Here is a 14401-nt window from a genome sequence, read left to right as displayed (position 1 = left end):
CAGGTCGTCCAGGACAGGGAGGCGCGGGCACATGTCAGCTGAACAAATGGCCGTCGGGGGCGACGGCTCCGGCCAGGTTCCGCCCGCGCGCCCGCTCGACGCCATCGACCGCGACATCCTGCGACTGCTCCAGACGGACGGCCGCGCCTCGATACGCTCGGTGGCCGATCGCGTCCACGTGTCCCGGGCCAACGCGTACGCCCGGATCAACCGGCTCGTCGAGGACGGCGTGATCCGCGGCTTCAGCGCGCGGGTGAACCATGAACGGGCGGGGCAGGGCGCCTCCGCGTACATCACGCTCAAGATCGTCCAGAATTCCTGGCGCACTGTTCGCGAGCAGCTCCAAGCGCTGCCGGGGGCCACTCACATCGCACTCGTCAGCGGCGACTTCGACGTCCTGCTGCTGGTGCACACCCCGGACAACCGGTCACTGCGCGAGCTGGTCCTGACCAGGATCCAGGCCATCCCGGAGGTGCTCTCCACCCGCACACTTCTGGTGTTCGAGGAGACGGACCTCGCACCGGGCCCGGACCGGCCCACCGAGCTCACGTGACGGAGACCGGAATCCGAACCGGGAACACGACTCGCTCCGCCACGGGACCCGCGCACGCGCGCGACCCGCGCACGCACGCAATCCCTTCAGAAGCCGTGCGGGCGGACAGGAACCCGGGCGAACGCAAGGCATCCGTCGCACCGCAGGACGGTGCTCCGGTCCTCTCCCGGCCTGACCGGTTCAGCGGTCGGACCGCATCCCGTCGAAGGCGACCCGGACGAGCGTGTCGGCCAGCCGCTCCCCGTCGACACCACCGTCCGGTTGCGGGCGGTACCACTCCACCAGCGAGTTGACCATTCCGAAGAGCAGTCGTGTCACCAGCCGTATGTCCACGTCGGAGCGGAGATCGCCGTCCGCGACCGCCGCTCTCAGCAGATCGGTCACCCGATGGTCGAACTCGCGGCGGCGCTCCATGGCCCAGCGCTCGGTCTTCGTGTTTCCCCGTACGCGCAGCAGCAGCGTGACGTAGGGCAGTTCGGCTATGAGCACATCGACGGTACGCCGGGTGACGTACTCGACCTGCTCGATCGCACGTCCCCGCGTCGCCCCCGGCTCGTCGAGAATCCCGAAGAGCCCGTCCAGCGCCCGGCTCACCGCCCGGCGGAGCAGCTCCTCCTTGCCCGCGACGTGGTGGTAGATGGACGACTTGGAGATGCCCGCCGCCTTGGAGAGATGCTCCATGGACGTGCCGTCGTAGCCGCGCTCGTTGAAGACACGGACGGCGACGGTGAGCAGAGTCTCCGGGGTGTACGTGTCCCGCTTGGCCGTGGTCATGTCCGCGATCCTCCCCTACGAGTTGTCCACAGGTTTGGCGGGCCCCCTTGTCCCGACCGATCGTTCGGTTACTCTAACTCTGTCCGCCCGTCCCTGCCCAGCTCGATGAGGAGTTGGTCCGTCATGGCCGCCGAGCTCTCCCCGCACCTGCTGTCCGAGAAGCACCGCCCCACGCTCGACCAGGCCCTCGACGCGATCCGTACGCGCGCCTACTGGTCCCCGCACCCCGAGCATCCGAAGGCGTACGGCGAGGGTGGTGCCGCCGGCAGCCTGAGCGCCGCCGAGGGCAAGGCCGCCTTCGACGCCGTGCTGCGCACCCGGCTCGACCTCGGCCAGCCGGGCACCGACGGCTGGACGGGCGGAGAGATCTCTCCCTACGGGCCCGAGCTGGGCGTCGAGTACCCGCACGCCGACCTGGACGTCCTGCTTCCCGCGATGCGTACGGGCATGGCCGCCTGGCGCGCGGCGGGCCCCGAGACCAGGGCCCTGGTCTGCCTGGAGATCCTCGCGCGCATCAGCGCCCGGACCCATGAGTTCGGCCACGCGGTGATGCACACCAGCGGCCAGGCCTTCATGATGGCGTTCCAGGCGGGCGGCCCGCACGCCCAGGACCGCGGCCTGGAAGCGGTGGCGTACGCGTACGAGGAGCAGATCCGCACCCCGCGGAGCGCCGACTGGTCCAAGCCCCAGGGCAAGCGCGATCCGCTCCGACTGCACAAGTCGTTCGTCGCGGCACCCCGTGGCATCTCGCTCCTGATCGGCTGCAACACGTTCCCCACGTGGAACGGCTATCCCGGGCTCTTCGCCTCCCTGGCCACCGGCAATCCCGTCCTGGTCAAGCCGCATCCGCGCGCCGTGCTCCCGCTGGCGCTCACGGTGCAGCTGGCACGCGAGGTGCTCGCCGAGGCGGGCTTCGACGCCAACCTGGTCGCTCTGGCCACCGAACGACCGGGTGAGGGCATCGCGAAGACCCTGGCGGTCCGCCCCGAGATCAAGATCATCGACTACACCGGATCCACCGCCTTCGGCGACTGGCTGGAGGCCAACGCCCGCCAGGCCCAGGTCTACACGGAGAAGGCCGGAGTCAACACGATCGTCCTCGACTCCACCGACAACTACCAGGGGATGCTCGCCAACCTGGCGTTCTCCCTCTCTCTGTACAGCGGGCAGATGTGTACGACCCCACAGAATCTGCTGATCCCCCGGGACGGCATCACCACCGATGCCGGCGACAAGACGTACGACGAGGTCGTCGACGACATCGCGGCCGCTGTCGGCGGACTGCTGGGCGACGACTCCCGGGCGAACGCGCTGCTCGGCGCCCTGGTCAACCCCGATGTGAAGGCCCGTCTGGACGCGGCCGCGGAGGTGGGAGAGGTGGCCCTGCCCTCCCGGGAGGTGGCCAACCCGGAATTCCCCGACGCCGTGGTCCGCACCCCTGTCCTCGTCAAACTGGACGGCACCAAGCCGGACGACGAGGAGCACTACCTGTCGGAGTGCTTCGGGCCGGTCTCCTTCGCGGTGGCGGTCGACTCGACCGCCGACGCCGTGGAACTGCTCCGCCGCACGATTCGTGACAAGGGCGCGATGACGGTGGGCGCGTACACCACCTCACCGGAGGTGGAGCGCGCGGTGGAGGACGTCTGCCTGGACGAGTCGGCCCAGCTCTCGCTGAATCTGACCGGTGGGGTGTACGTCAACCAGACTGCGGCGTTCTCCGACTTCCACGGCTCGGGGGGCAACCCGGCTGCGAACGCGGCCCTGTGCGACGGGGCCTTCGTATCAAACCGCTTCCGCATGGTGGAAGTCCGTCGCCAGGCGTAACCCGCGTTCCGAGCCGTCGGCCCGCCCCTCCCCGTCCGCCCGGACTTCCGCGCCCCCCGGACCTCTCCCGGGCCTCCGGAGGTTCGCCCGCACCGCCCCTCCTTGTCCCTCCCCGCCGGCGATGCCCGTGGGCCGTCCGATCTCTCCGGAGTTCGAGGAGAGGGGACCGGTGGGGACGGGGCCGGGACGGGGCCCCGGCCGGAGGAGGGCCCTCCGCCCCTGTGAAGAGGCGGGTGGAGGGGCCGCGGCCCGCAACCACGCGTCCTGTCCGTGCACGTACCTGTACCTCGCCCTCGTACCTCGCCACGTCCCCTGCGTCAGACCCCGGGTTTCCGTACGTCCCCCGGAATCTCCGCATACCTCTGCACCCACGCGTGCATGGCGATCGCGGCCGCCGCGCCCGCGTTGATCGACCGCGTCGACCCGAACTGAGCGATGGAGCACACCATGGCCGCGTGCTTGCGGGCCTCGTCGGTCAGTCCGGGCCCTTCCTGCCCGAAGAGCAGCACGCACCGCTGCGGCAACTCGGTCCGCTCCAGCGGCACCGACCCCGGCAGATTGTCGATCCCGATGATCGGCAGCCCCTCCGCCGCCGCCCACGTCGTCAGCGACTCCGTGTCGGGGTGGTGCCGCACATGCTGGTACCGGTCGGTGACCATCGCACCGCGCCGGTTCCAGCGCCGCCGCCCCACGATGTGGATCTCCTTGGCGAGGAAGGCGTTCGCGGTGCGCACGACGGAGCCGATATTGAAGTCATGGCCCCAGTTCTCGACCGCCACGTGGAAGTCATGCCGCCGTAGGTCCAGATCGGCGACGATCGCCTCCCGCGTCCAGTACCGGTAGGCGTCACCCACATTGCGCCGGTCGCCGTGGGCAAGCAGCTCGGGGTCGTACCGCTCGTCCACGGGCCAGGGAAGCGGGTGCGGCCCGACGCCGATCTCCGTCCCGAACCCGTCGTCGTACTGCATCGGTTCCGCGGCCTGACCAGGATCTGCCGTCGGAACGGACTCGCCGGACGGTTCCGACCCCGCGGACTCCCCGGTCGGGGATTTCCCGCCGGGGCCGACGGTGCCACCAGTGCTGCTGCCGCTCTCACTACTCACCCGACGAGCGTATGGCCCCCGTCGCCGCTGTGCTGCGGCGCCTCCTCGTCATCGACGGCCCGCCGCGGCCCGGGAACCTTGTCCTGGCGCGAGAACAGCAGCTCCCGCCCGAGCGTCACCCGGCCGCCGAGCCACACGAGGAAGACGGTCGGCAGGAAGACGGAGTCGGCGGCGATCATCGCCATCGAGAAGAAGGGCAGCCCGAGCAGCAGGGCGATTCCGGCGTGCTCGCACATCATGACGACGAGCAGGACGTTCTTGACCCGCCGGTTGAACAGCGTGAAGGGGAAGGCGACCTGCACGACGACCGTGCCGTACGTCAGCAGCATCACCATCACACCGTTGGAAGCGAGGATGTCCGACAGCGCGGGCCAGGGCGTGAAGTAGTCGAGCTTGAGCGGGTAGTACAGCGCCGTGCCGTCCTGCCACCGCGACCCCTGGATCTTGTACCAACCCGCCGTCGCATAGATCACACAGACCTCGGCCATGATCACGACGAGGGTCGCGTTGTGGGCGAGGTTGGCGATGACGTCGAGCAGAGTGCGCGCCTCGCTGTGCGGCGCGCGGCGATTCAGGGCCCACCAGACGCCCTGGCCGACCCAGAGGACCCAGAGGAGAACCGGAAGCCACCAGGTACCGCCGAGGCCGTCCGTCAGGGTGGCCACGATCAGGACCAGGCCCAGCAGTCCCCAGAGAACCGGACCGGCCACGTCACCCCGCACCGGGCGCCGAGGATCACCGGCATCCGCCGCCGCTTCCGCGCCCTCACCCGCTTCTGCTCCGCCATCCGTCTCCGCCGCACGGGCTGCACGAGCCACGCGCCGGGCGTCCAACGACCAGACCTGTGCGCAGCGCGTCAGCACGAGGTAGATCGCCATCAGATGGATGACGTTGTCGCCGCCGTCACCCATGAAGATGCTGCGGTTCTGAAGGGAGAGCACACCGACCATGAACAGGACCGACGTGGCACGGGTGTGCCAGCCGACCATCAGCAGCGCGGCGGAGAGCAGCGCCACCGCGTACACGATCTCGAACCAGACCGCACTGTCCGACCACATGAGCACGGTGAAAGCTTGATTGCCCGATATGAGCTGCTTCGCCATGTCCCAGCCCCATGGGCTGTCGGGGCCGTACATCGCGTGGCGATGCGGCAGTTCGCGCAGCAGGAACAGCAGATAGGTGGCGGAGAATCCGATCCGGATGACGGCGCTCTGGTACGGGCCGAGAGCCGAGGAGGTGATGCGCTGGATGCCGCGGGCGAGCTTGCGGTCGAAGGTGAACGTACTCACTTGTCCGCCCCCTCGGTGTTCTCGGGAAGGTCGGCGGGGGTCACGGTCCACCAGGGCAGCACTCGGTAGGACGGCTTCGTACTGATCTTCTCCTCGCTCCAGTCGGGCGCCCCGACCGACCGCGTCTCGGAACGGATCTGGATGCGCTCGATGGTGCCGCCGTAGTCGTGCTCGCTCAGGCGTGCCATCGCTATTCGGCGGAGGTAGCGCTCGGACAGCTCACCGCGCAGGCCGTTCGCCCGGTCCTCGTTGTCGTGGGAGCCGATGTAGAAGTCCCAGCCGCGACGCAGTTCGTTCTGGTGGATGTGGCTGGGGAGCAGATTGCCGCGTATCGCGCGGCCGTCCTCGGCGGAAAGGCTCATCCAGGGTGTGGTGCGGCGGCTGTCGGCGCCGACTATCTCGGCCCGCACATGAACGGCCACGTTCTGCTGAAGCGGATTCGGGGCGAAGAGCTTCCAGTTCTGTTCGAACTCGGGGTAGATCCACTCGTCGACCGCTTTCCCATGCTGTTTCGTCAGCGTGTTGGGGGGTGCGACATGGAGGAACACCATGGCCAGCTGGGCGCAGGCGACCAGCCCGATGACGGACAGCGCGATCGCGGCGACGATCTGGTACGGAAGCGACAGGGCGGCCATGCCGGCACGGGCTCCCGGCCCCGGCCGCTGAACGACGTCGGACACCGTGCTCTCGGCCCGCCCCGCCCCCGGCCCGGTGCTCCCGTTCCCGCCTTCGGCGCCCCTGTCGTCGTACGAATCCATCCCGCCCCGATCCCCGTCGATCCCCGGTCCGTCATCCACAGGGTTGACACCCTACGGGCCGCCGACTCACCATTGAAGACATTGAACCGAACGATCGGTCGGTCGGTAGGGAGCCCGGGATGACGGCAGTGACTGCGAGCCAGGCGGCGCAGGCGGGAGCAGGCGGACCCGAAGGGACGGTCGAGGCTCTGGAGGCGGGCTTCGACGCCGCGGTCGCGGCGGAAGAGCGCATCGAGCCCCGTGACTGGATGCCGGATGCCTACCGCGCCTCGCTGGTCAGGCAAATGGCCCAGCACGCCCACTCCGAAATCATCGGAATGCAGCCGGAGGCCAACTGGATCTCGCGGGCGCCCTCGCTGCGCCGCAAGGCGATCCTCATGGCCAAGGTCCAGGACGAGGCCGGGCACGGGCTCTATCTGTACAGCGCCGCGGAAACGCTCGGCACCAGCCGTGAGGAACTGCTCGACAAACTCCACGCGGGCCGTCAGAGATATTCGTCGATCTTCAATTACCCCACGCTGACCTGGGCGGACGTCGGAGCGATCGGCTGGCTGGTGGACGGCGCCGCGATCACCAATCAGGTACCGCTCTGCCGTTGCTCCTACGGCCCGTACGCCCGGGCGATGGTGCGCATCTGCAAGGAGGAGTCCTTTCACCAGCGCCAGGGGTACGAGCTGCTGCTCACCCTCAGCCGCGGCACCCCGGCCCAGCACGAAATGGCGCAGGACGCGGTGAACCGCTGGTGGTGGCCGTCCCTGATGATGTTCGGCCCACCGGACGACGCATCGGCGCACTCGGCGCAGTCGATGACCTGGAAGATCAAGCGGCACTCCAACGACGAGCTGCGGCAGCGCTTCGTGGACATCTGTGTCCCACAGGCCGAGGCACTGGGGCTCACCCTTCCGGACCCGGATCTCCGGTGGAACGAGGAGCGCGCACAGCACGACTTCGGAGCCATCGACTGGACGGAGTTCCAGGAAGTCCTCAAGGGCAACGGCCCGTGCAACGAGCAGCGCCTCACCCAGCGCCGCCGGGCGCACGAGGAGGGGGCCTGGGTACGGGACGCGGCGATCGCGTACGCCGAGAAGCACACAGCACCGAGGAACGGGGAGGCGACGGCATGAACAGCTCGACCGAATGGCCGCTGTGGGAGGTGTTCGTGCGTTCGCGCCGCGGGCTGTCCCACACCCACGCGGGCAGCCTGCACGCCCCGGACGCGGAAATGGCCCTGCGCAACGCGCGCGATCTCTACACGCGCCGCTCCGAGGGCGTCTCCATCTGGGTGGTCCCGTCCGCACAGGTCACGGCCTCCTCGCCGGACGAGAAGGATTCCTTCTTCGAGCCGGCCGGCGACAAGCCCTACCGGCACCCGACGTTCTACGAGATCCCGGAAGGGGTGAAGCACCTGTGACCGCGGCTCTCGCCCTGGGCGACGACGCGCTGGTGCTCTCGCACCGGCTGGGGGAGTGGGCGGGCCACGCCCCGGTGCTGGAAGAGGAAGTGGCCCTCGCCAACATCGCCCTGGACCTGCTGGGGCAGGCCCGATTGCTGCTCTCCCTCGTCGGGGACGAGGACGAACTGGCGTATCTGCGAGAGGAACGCGCCTTTCGCAACGTCCAGCTGGTCGAGCAGCCGAACGGCGACTTCGCCCACACCATCGCCCGCCAGCTCTACTTCTCCGGCTACCAGCGACTGCTGTACGAGCAGTTGTCGGCCGGTGACGGCCCGTTCGCCGCGCTGGCGGCGAAGGCGGTCAAGGAGGTCGCGTACCACCAGGACCATGCGGAGCACTGGACACTGCGGCTCGGCGACGGCACGACCGAGAGCCACGAGCGGATGCAGCGCGCGGTGGACGCGCTGTGGCGGTTCACCGGCGAATTGTTCCAGCCCGTCGAGGGCCTGGAGATCGACTGGCAGTCGCTGCGCAGCGACTGGCTGGAGTCCGTCACCACGGTGCTGGAGCAGGCCACGCTGACCGTGCCGGACGGTCCGCAGTCCGGAGCGTGGACGGCGGGCGCGGGCCGTCAGGGCATCCACACCGAACCCTTCGGCCGGATGATCGCCGAGATGCAGCATCTGCATCGCAGCCACCCGGGGGCGTCATGGTGACCGAGACACTCCTGGAGGAGGAGCTGCACCGGATCGCGGGCTCCGTGCCCGATCCGGAACTGCCGGTGCTGACTCTGGACGAGCTGGGCGTGCTCCGCGGCGTGGACGTGCTCGCACCCGGCAGGGTGACCGTGCGTCTCACCCCGACCTACACCGGCTGTCCGGCGATCGAGGCCATGTCCGCCGACATCGAGCGGGTGCTGCATGACCACGGCATACCGGAGGTCTCCGTGGTCACGGTGCTCTCGCCGGCCTGGTCCACGGACGACATCAGCGCGGAGGGGCGGCGCAAGCTCGCCGAATTCGGCATCGCACCCCCGCGCCCTCGCGGCGTCGAAGTCCCCGCGGGCGGCCCGGTGCCGCTCACGCTCTCGGTGCGTTGCCCGCACTGCGGCTCGACCGATACGGAGCTGCTGAGCCGGTTCTCCTCCACCGCCTGCAAGGCACTGCGCCGGTGCGTGACGTGCCGCGAACCGTTCGACCATTTCAAGGAGTTGTAGATGTTCCATCCGCTCCGGGTCCGCGCTGTCGAACGGCTCACGGACGATTCGGTGGCCGTCACCCTCGCCGTGCCGCCCGAGCTTCGCGAGACCTTCCGGCACAAGCCGGGACAGCACCTCAATGTGCGCTACTCCGTCGACGGCGAGGAGATCCGCCGCTCGTACTCGATCTGTTCCCCGGCCGTCGAGCAACCGGCCGATCCGGTACTACGTGTCGGGATTCGGCTCGTCGACGGCGGCGTGTTCTCCACCTACGCACTGAAGGAACTCGCTGTCGGTGACCTGGTGGAGGCAATGCCTCCGATGGGCCGCTTCGTGCTCGCACCGCGCGCCGGATATTTCGCGGCGATCGTCGGAGGCAGCGGGATCACACCGGTGCTGTCGATCGCGGCGACACTGCTGGCACGGGAGCCCGACGCCGGTTTCTGTCTGATCCGCAGCGACCGGACCGCGGTCTCGACGATGTTCCTGGACGAGGTCGCCGACCTCAAGGACCGCTACCCCGACCGGTTCCAGCTGGTGACGGCGCTCTCCCGGGAGGAGCAGCAGGCAGGTCTTCCGTCCGGCCGACTGGACCGGGACCGGCTCACCGGGCTGCTGCCCTCGCTGCTTCCGGTGACAGAGGTGGACGGCTGGTATCTGTGCGGGCCGTTCGGGCTGGTCCAGGCGGCCGAAAGCGCACTGCACGGCCTGGGCGTGGACCGGACCCGTATCCACCAGGAGATCTTCCATGTGGACGACGGCGCGAACGCGCCTGCCCGCACCCGGGCCGAGACACCGGCTCACAGCAGACTCACCGCGACCCTGGACGGCCGCTCCGGCACATGGCCGGTGCAGGACGGCGAATCACTGCTGGAAACCGTGTTGCGCAGCCGCTCCGACGCACCGTACGCCTGCAAGGGTGGTGTGTGCGGGACCTGCCGGGCGTTCCTGGTCTCGGGCGAAGTGCGGATGGACCGCAACTTCGCGCTGGAACCCGAGGAGACAGGTGCCGGCTATGTGCTGGCGTGCCAGTCCCATCCGGTCACTCCGGAGGTGGAGCTCGACTTCGACCGCTGACAGCACCCCCGGCGCTCCTTCCCCTCCCTGCCCACGGCCCGTGCCCCTGTCTGTTCCCTTCTCATAGAACCTGTTCTATCTTGACGAACCGTCAGATCGGTTCACGAGGGCAGCGGTTGGCGGGAGGCCAGGGCAGTGGACTTCACCTTCACCGAGGAACAGCAGGCAGCCACGGAGGCGGCGAGAGCGGTCTTCTCGGGCGTTGCGCCGGACGGGGTGCCCAGCCCCGCTCTCGTACCGGGCGCGGTGTCCGAGGACATCGACCGGCCTCTGTGGGCCGGGCTCGCGGCGGGCGACCTGCTGAGCCTGACACTGTCGCCACAACACGGCGGGGCCGGACTCGATCTCGTCGCGCTCTGTCTGGTGCTGCGCGAATCCGCCAGGGTGCTCGCACGGGTGCCGCTGCTGGAGACGTGTGCGGTCGCCATGGCGCTCCAACGCTACGGCGACCGCGGGCTGGCCGCCGAGCTGCTTCCACGGGTCGGCCGGGGCGAATTGATCCTCACCGTCGGGGCCAACGGCCGCTCCGGTCACGATCCGGCCGAACTCGCGGTCACCGCCGGCCGCGTCGCTCCCGCGACGAACGATCCGTCCGGCGAGGCCCCCACGGATGCCGCCGATGGCGCTGCGGACTGGGTGCTCGACGGCCTGCAGTCAGGGGTGCCCTGGGCACAGGCCGCGGACTGGATCGCGGTTCCCGCCCACACGGACGAGGGCCGAGCCGTTGTCGCCCTGGTCCGGCCCACCCACGAAGGCGTCACCCTGGCCGAGCAGGTCTCCACGAATGGAGAGCTGTTCGCCGAGGTCCGGCTGGACTCGGTGCGGATCGACAACCGTGCGCTGATGGACGCCGCCGGGGCCTGGGACTGGCTGCGCGCCCTGCTCACCACGGGGACCTGCGCGCTGGCTCTCGGGCTGGGTGAGGCCGTACTCGCCATGACGAGCGATTACACCGGCAAGCGCGAACAGTTCGGCTTTCCGGTCGCGACCTTCCAGTCCGTCGCCGTACAAGCCGCGGACCGTTACATCGACCTGCGTGCCATGGAAGTGACGCTGTGGCAGGCGGCCTGGCGCATCTCCACCCGCGCCGACGGCGCGCTTCCCGCCGAGGGCGACATCGCCGTGGCGAAGATCTGGGCCTCGGACGGTGTCCGCCGGGTCGTACAGACCGCGCAGCACCTGCACGGGGGCTTCGGTGCGGACACGGACTGTCCGCTGCACCGCTTCCATGCCTGGGCGAAGCAGATCGAGCTCTCCCTCGGTCCGGCAGCGGCGCACGAGGAAGCGCTGGGCGACCTGCTGGCCGCGCACCTCCTCGGCTGAACCCGACCAGGACCTCGAACGTCCGCCACGACCTCGGCACCGGCCGTGAGCACCCGGTGCCCCGGCGGCCGGGCAGCCACCCGGGCTCAGAGGACGAAGGCAGCGGAGCCGTTGTCGGTGACCATCGGCCGTCCGGCGCCGTCCCAGGCGAGCATCCCTCCGTCGATGTTCACGGCGTCGATGCCCTGCTGCACCAGGTACTGGGTGACCTGGGCGGACCGGCCACCGACCCGGCACATCACATGTACGCGCCGACCGTCCTCGGCGGCCTCGGTCAGCTCACCGAAGCGCCCCACGAAGTCGCTCATCGGGATGTGCAGGGCGCCCTCGACGTGCCCGGCCGCCCATTCGTCGTCCTCCCGGACGTCCAGCACGAAGCCGTCCGACGGAACCGCCGCGACGTCCAGCGAGGGCAGCGGGGCGAAATTCATGGGTCATGCCTTCTCTCGTACGTACGCTCCAAAGTCACCAGGAACGCTACTGCACCAGACCTGCCAGCTCCGCCTCTCGCTGAGCGACCTCGCCCAGCAGCTGATCGGCGATCTCGTCGAGCAGCCGGTCCGGATCATCGGGTGCCATCCGCAGCATGGACCCGATGGCACTCTCCTCGAGCTCCTGGGCGAGCACCGTGAGGAGTTCCTTGCGCTGGGTCAGCCAGTTCAGCCGGGCGTAGAGCTCCTCGCTCTCGCTCAGCTCGGTCTCCGGCACCACCGGCCCTGCCGCCCACTCCTGCGCCAGCTCCGTCAGAAGCGCCTCGTCCCCGCGCCCATAGGCGGCGTTGACGCGGGTGATGAACTCCTCCCGGCGCGCCCGCTCCGTCTCGTCCTGTGCCAGGTCCGGGTGGGCCTTGCGCGCCAGCTCGCGGTAGAGCTTGCGCGCCTCTTCGGTCGGCCGGACCCGCTTGGGCGGCCGGACCGGCTGCTCGGTCAGCATCGCCGCCGCCTCGGGGGACAGCCCGTCCGAGTCGATCCAGTCGTGGAACAGCTCGTCGACGCCCGGCATCGGCATCACGATCGCCCGGGCCTCCTGTGCCTTGCGGAGGTCCTCGGGGTCACCGGTCCGGGCGGCGCGGGCCTCCGCGATCTGGGCATCGAGCTCATCGAGGCGGGCGTACATCGGCCCGAGCTTCTGATGGTGCAGCCGGGAGAAATTCTCGACCTCGACCCGGAAGGTCTCCACCGCGATCTCGAATTCGATCAGCGCCTGCTCCGCCGCCCGCACGGCCTTGGCGAGTCGAGCCTCGGGCCGGGCCCCCTCGGCGGTCCCGCCGGTCTCCTCGGGGGTCCCGCCGACAGCCCCGCCCGTCTCCTCGGCAGTTCCAGCGGAAGCGTCCGCTTCGGAACCGGCACCAGCACCGCCCGGCCGGACATGACGCGCGTCCTGCTCATGATGCTCGTGCTGCCGGTCGTTGTCCTGCCGGTCTTCGTCGTTCCGGGTGGTCGGCACCCCGGCGGCTTCGTGGGTCACCCGTCCAGCGTATGGCCACCACCCGCGCCCCGAGGACGCACGGTCGGCCCGATGTCCCTCACACGCCCCGTTCAGCGGCTATTCGCCCTGCTCCGACGGCCCGCACCAACTCCGCGTGGTCCGCCTCGGTACGGTCCGCGTACATCACCGCGAACGCCGCCACCGCTTCGTCCAGCTCCTCGTTCCTGCCGCAGTAGCCCGCTATCAGGCGTGGATCCGCGCTGTGCGCATGGGCCCGCGCGAGCAGCGCGCCGGTCATCCGGCCGTAGTCGTCGACCTGGTCGGCCGCCAGAGCCGCCGGATCCACACTGCCCTTCCGGTTCCTGAACTGCCGCACCTGGAAGTGCCGTCCGCCGACGGTGGCCCACCCCAGCAGGATGTCGCTGACGACCTGCATCCGCTTCTGCCCGAGCACCACCCGGCGTCCCTCGTGCGCCACCTCCGGCACATCGAACCCGACAGCCGGCAGGTGAGGAGCCAGCACGGAGGGCCGTGCCTCCTTCACCTGCAGGACCAAGGGCTCACCCCGGTGATCGAGCAGGAGCACCACGTACGACCGGGTGCCGACGCTCCCCGTGCCGACCACCCGGAACGCCACATCGTGGATCGCGTACCTGGCGAGGAGCGGCACCCGGTCCTCGGAGATCGTGCCCAGGTAGTCGCCGAGCCCCGCCGCCACCGCCGCGGCCTCCTCGTCCGGCACGCGCCGCAGCACCGGCGGCGCATCGACGAAGCGGCGTCCGCCGTCCCCGGAGTTCTCGGTGGACTTGGCCGCGAAACGGGCGCTGGTGTTCTTGCGCGCCTTCTCCGAGACCCGCTCCAGGGTGCCGAGCAGATCCCGCGCGTCCGTGTGTGAGACCAACTCCTCGTCCGCGATGGCGTTCCAGGCGTCGAGCGTGGGCAGTCCGGCCAGCAGTCGCATCGTCCGTCGATACGCGCCCACCGTGTCGTACGCGCCCCGGCGGCAGGTGTCCTCGTCCGCCCCGGCCTCCCGGCCGGCAAGCACCAGCGAGACCGCGAGCCGCTTGAGGTCCCATTCCCAGGGGCCGAAGACGGTCTCGTCGAAGTCGTTCAGATCGATGACCAGGCTGCCCCGCGCATCGCCGTACAGCCCGAAATTCGCCGCGTGCGCATCGCCGCAGAGCTGCGCACCCACCCCGCTGACCGGTGTGCCCGTCAGGTCATGGGCCATCAGCCCGGCCGAGCCGCGCAGAAAGGCGAACGGTGTGGCCGCCATCCGCCCCACTCGGATCGGGGCGAGTGCGGGCACCCTGCCCCGGCTCGACTCCTCGACCGCCCGCACGGCATCGGGCCGGCCTGCCGGAAGGACCAGGGAGGAGTGAGAGGCCCGTGGCACCCTCTCCCGCAGCGCCTTGCCCGCCTTCTTGGGCGACTGCGAGGCGCTTCCGCCCGCCACAGCCGCTTGCGGCGCGAATCCGGGCACGACCGGAATGCGCGGACCACCTGTGACACCCCGCTGAACAGGCACTGTCGCTTCGATTTCGCCCATGGCGCGGCCTCCCCCGTCCTCGTCCTGCGCTCCTGGCCCGACGCCCTGTCGCAGATCAATTGCGACGAAGCTACCGCCGTCCACCGAAAGCCGTCCGCCCCTGTGGAGAACTCACCGACCGACCTGTGGACA

General features: G+C 69.8%; 15 protein-coding genes. 8 read left to right on the top strand and 7 right to left on the bottom strand.

Translation table 11 applies throughout. The features are described from left to right. Positions 1 to 31: 31 nt before the first annotated feature. Positions 32 to 553: an Lrp/AsnC family transcriptional regulator gene (locus tag ACIRP2_RS18165; RefSeq protein WP_404251339.1), complete on the top strand. Its 522-nt coding sequence runs from the start codon at positions 32 to 34 to the stop codon at positions 551 to 553. A 180-nt stretch (positions 554 to 733) separates the two neighbouring features. Here ACIRP2_RS18165 and ACIRP2_RS18160 read toward each other — a convergent pair whose 3' ends face one another. Beyond that, the gene (locus tag ACIRP2_RS18160; RefSeq protein WP_404251337.1) at positions 734 to 1327 is read right to left on the bottom strand and encodes a TetR/AcrR family transcriptional regulator; all 594 of its coding nucleotides are present in this window, start codon (positions 1325 to 1327) and stop codon (positions 734 to 736) included. A 123-nt stretch (positions 1328 to 1450) separates the two neighbouring features. Between ACIRP2_RS18160 and paaN the strand changes: the two genes are divergently transcribed. Continuing rightward, complete coding sequence (gene paaN, locus ACIRP2_RS18155) at positions 1451 to 3151, top strand: phenylacetic acid degradation protein PaaN (RefSeq protein ID WP_404251335.1); 1701 nt, start codon at positions 1451 to 1453, stop codon at positions 3149 to 3151. Positions 3152 to 3468: 317 nt separating this feature from the next. Here paaN and ACIRP2_RS18150 read toward each other — a convergent pair whose 3' ends face one another. The 3 genes from ACIRP2_RS18150 to ACIRP2_RS18140 form a co-directional block, all read right to left on the bottom strand. Beyond that, positions 3469 to 4119 carry a TrmH family RNA methyltransferase gene (locus ACIRP2_RS18150; protein WP_404251936.1) on the bottom strand — a complete coding sequence of 217 codons (651 nt, stop codon included), beginning with the start codon at positions 4117 to 4119 and terminating at the stop codon, positions 3469 to 3471. A gap of 131 nt (positions 4120 to 4250) precedes the next feature. Next, the gene (locus ACIRP2_RS18145) at positions 4251 to 5543 is read right to left on the bottom strand and encodes an HTTM domain-containing protein (protein WP_404251333.1); all 1293 of its coding nucleotides are present in this window, start codon (positions 5541 to 5543) and stop codon (positions 4251 to 4253) included. Further along, the gene (locus ACIRP2_RS18140) at positions 5540 to 6301 is read right to left on the bottom strand and encodes a DUF5819 family protein (RefSeq protein WP_404251331.1); all 762 of its coding nucleotides are present in this window, start codon (positions 6299 to 6301) and stop codon (positions 5540 to 5542) included. The genes ACIRP2_RS18145 and ACIRP2_RS18140 overlap by 4 nt, the downstream gene beginning before the upstream one ends. 119 nt (positions 6302 to 6420) lie before the next feature. Here ACIRP2_RS18140 and paaA point away from each other — a divergent pair, with 119 nt between their 5' ends. From paaA to ACIRP2_RS18110, 6 genes are all read left to right on the top strand, one after another. Continuing rightward, positions 6421 to 7425, top strand: coding sequence for a 1,2-phenylacetyl-CoA epoxidase subunit PaaA (paaA, locus tag ACIRP2_RS18135; protein ID WP_404251329.1), 1005 nt, complete (start codon positions 6421 to 6423; stop codon positions 7423 to 7425). Next, positions 7422 to 7712 (top strand): 1,2-phenylacetyl-CoA epoxidase subunit PaaB, encoded by a 291-nt coding sequence (paaB, locus tag ACIRP2_RS18130; protein ID WP_327368469.1) that lies wholly within the window; start codon positions 7422 to 7424, stop codon positions 7710 to 7712. The genes paaA and paaB overlap by 4 nt, the downstream gene beginning before the upstream one ends. Further along, positions 7709 to 8410: a 1,2-phenylacetyl-CoA epoxidase subunit PaaC gene (gene paaC / locus ACIRP2_RS18125; RefSeq protein WP_404251326.1), complete on the top strand. Its 702-nt coding sequence runs from the start codon at positions 7709 to 7711 to the stop codon at positions 8408 to 8410. The genes paaB and paaC overlap by 4 nt, the downstream gene beginning before the upstream one ends. After that, complete coding sequence (gene paaD, locus ACIRP2_RS18120; RefSeq protein WP_404251324.1) at positions 8404 to 8910, top strand: 1,2-phenylacetyl-CoA epoxidase subunit PaaD; 507 nt, start codon at positions 8404 to 8406, stop codon at positions 8908 to 8910. The genes paaC and paaD overlap by 7 nt, the downstream gene beginning before the upstream one ends. Beyond that, positions 8911 to 9969, top strand: coding sequence for a 2Fe-2S iron-sulfur cluster-binding protein (locus ACIRP2_RS18115; protein ID WP_404251322.1), 1059 nt, complete (start codon positions 8911 to 8913; stop codon positions 9967 to 9969). It abuts the gene before it with no gap. A gap of 135 nt (positions 9970 to 10104) precedes the next feature. Then, positions 10105 to 11292 carry an acyl-CoA dehydrogenase family protein gene (locus ACIRP2_RS18110; RefSeq protein ID WP_404251320.1) on the top strand — a complete coding sequence of 396 codons (1188 nt, stop codon included), beginning with the start codon at positions 10105 to 10107 and terminating at the stop codon, positions 11290 to 11292. A gap of 86 nt (positions 11293 to 11378) precedes the next feature. On the opposite strand, the gene ACIRP2_RS18105 is transcribed toward ACIRP2_RS18110, so the two are convergent. Genes ACIRP2_RS18105 through ACIRP2_RS18095 form a run of 3 tightly spaced genes read right to left on the bottom strand, consistent with a single transcriptional unit; the run spans position 11379 to position 14269 of the window. Next, a complete protein-coding gene (locus tag ACIRP2_RS18105) occupies positions 11379 to 11723 on the bottom strand; it encodes a rhodanese-like domain-containing protein (protein ID WP_404251318.1) in 345 nt (114 codons plus the stop codon). 46 nt (positions 11724 to 11769) lie between these two features. Next, a complete protein-coding gene (locus ACIRP2_RS18100; RefSeq protein WP_404251316.1) occupies positions 11770 to 12759 on the bottom strand; it encodes a hypothetical protein in 990 nt (329 codons plus the stop codon). Positions 12760 to 12817: 58 nt separating this feature from the next. After that, positions 12818 to 14269, bottom strand: coding sequence for a DUF2252 domain-containing protein (locus ACIRP2_RS18095; protein WP_404251314.1), 1452 nt, complete (start codon positions 14267 to 14269; stop codon positions 12818 to 12820). Positions 14270 to 14401: the final 132 nt, after the last annotated feature.

Source organism: Streptomyces sp. NPDC101194 (assembly GCF_044767885.1).
GTDB lineage: Bacteria > Actinomycetota > Actinomycetes > Streptomycetales > Streptomycetaceae > Streptomyces.
Note: the sequence above shows the minus strand (reverse complement) of the source record. Positions and strands in the feature narration are given on the sequence as shown.

Excerpts from the sequence above, each read along its gene's own strand:
- paaN (WP_404251335.1), top strand. The coding sequence starts at position 1,451 with ATGGCCGCCGAGCTCTCCCCGCACCTGCTGTCCGAGAAGCACCGCCCC.
- ACIRP2_RS18150 (WP_404251936.1), bottom strand. The coding sequence starts at position 4,119 with ATGCAGTACGACGACGGGTTCGGGACGGAGATCGGCGTCGGGCCGCAC.
- ACIRP2_RS18165 (WP_404251339.1), top strand. The coding sequence starts at position 32 with ATGTCAGCTGAACAAATGGCCGTCGGGGGCGACGGCTCCGGCCAGGTT.
- paaD (WP_404251324.1), top strand. The coding sequence starts at position 8,404 with ATGGTGACCGAGACACTCCTGGAGGAGGAGCTGCACCGGATCGCGGGC.
- ACIRP2_RS18095 (WP_404251314.1), bottom strand. The coding sequence starts at position 14,269 with ATGGGCGAAATCGAAGCGACAGTGCCTGTTCAGCGGGGTGTCACAGGT.
- ACIRP2_RS18160 (WP_404251337.1), bottom strand. The coding sequence starts at position 1,327 with ATGACCACGGCCAAGCGGGACACGTACACCCCGGAGACTCTGCTCACC.
- paaA (WP_404251329.1), top strand. The coding sequence starts at position 6,421 with ATGACGGCAGTGACTGCGAGCCAGGCGGCGCAGGCGGGAGCAGGCGGA.
- ACIRP2_RS18140 (WP_404251331.1), bottom strand. The coding sequence starts at position 6,301 with ATGGATTCGTACGACGACAGGGGCGCCGAAGGCGGGAACGGGAGCACC.
- ACIRP2_RS18115 (WP_404251322.1), top strand. The coding sequence starts at position 8,911 with ATGTTCCATCCGCTCCGGGTCCGCGCTGTCGAACGGCTCACGGACGAT.
- paaB (WP_327368469.1), top strand. The coding sequence starts at position 7,422 with ATGAACAGCTCGACCGAATGGCCGCTGTGGGAGGTGTTCGTGCGTTCG.
- ACIRP2_RS18105 (WP_404251318.1), bottom strand. The coding sequence starts at position 11,723 with ATGAATTTCGCCCCGCTGCCCTCGCTGGACGTCGCGGCGGTTCCGTCG.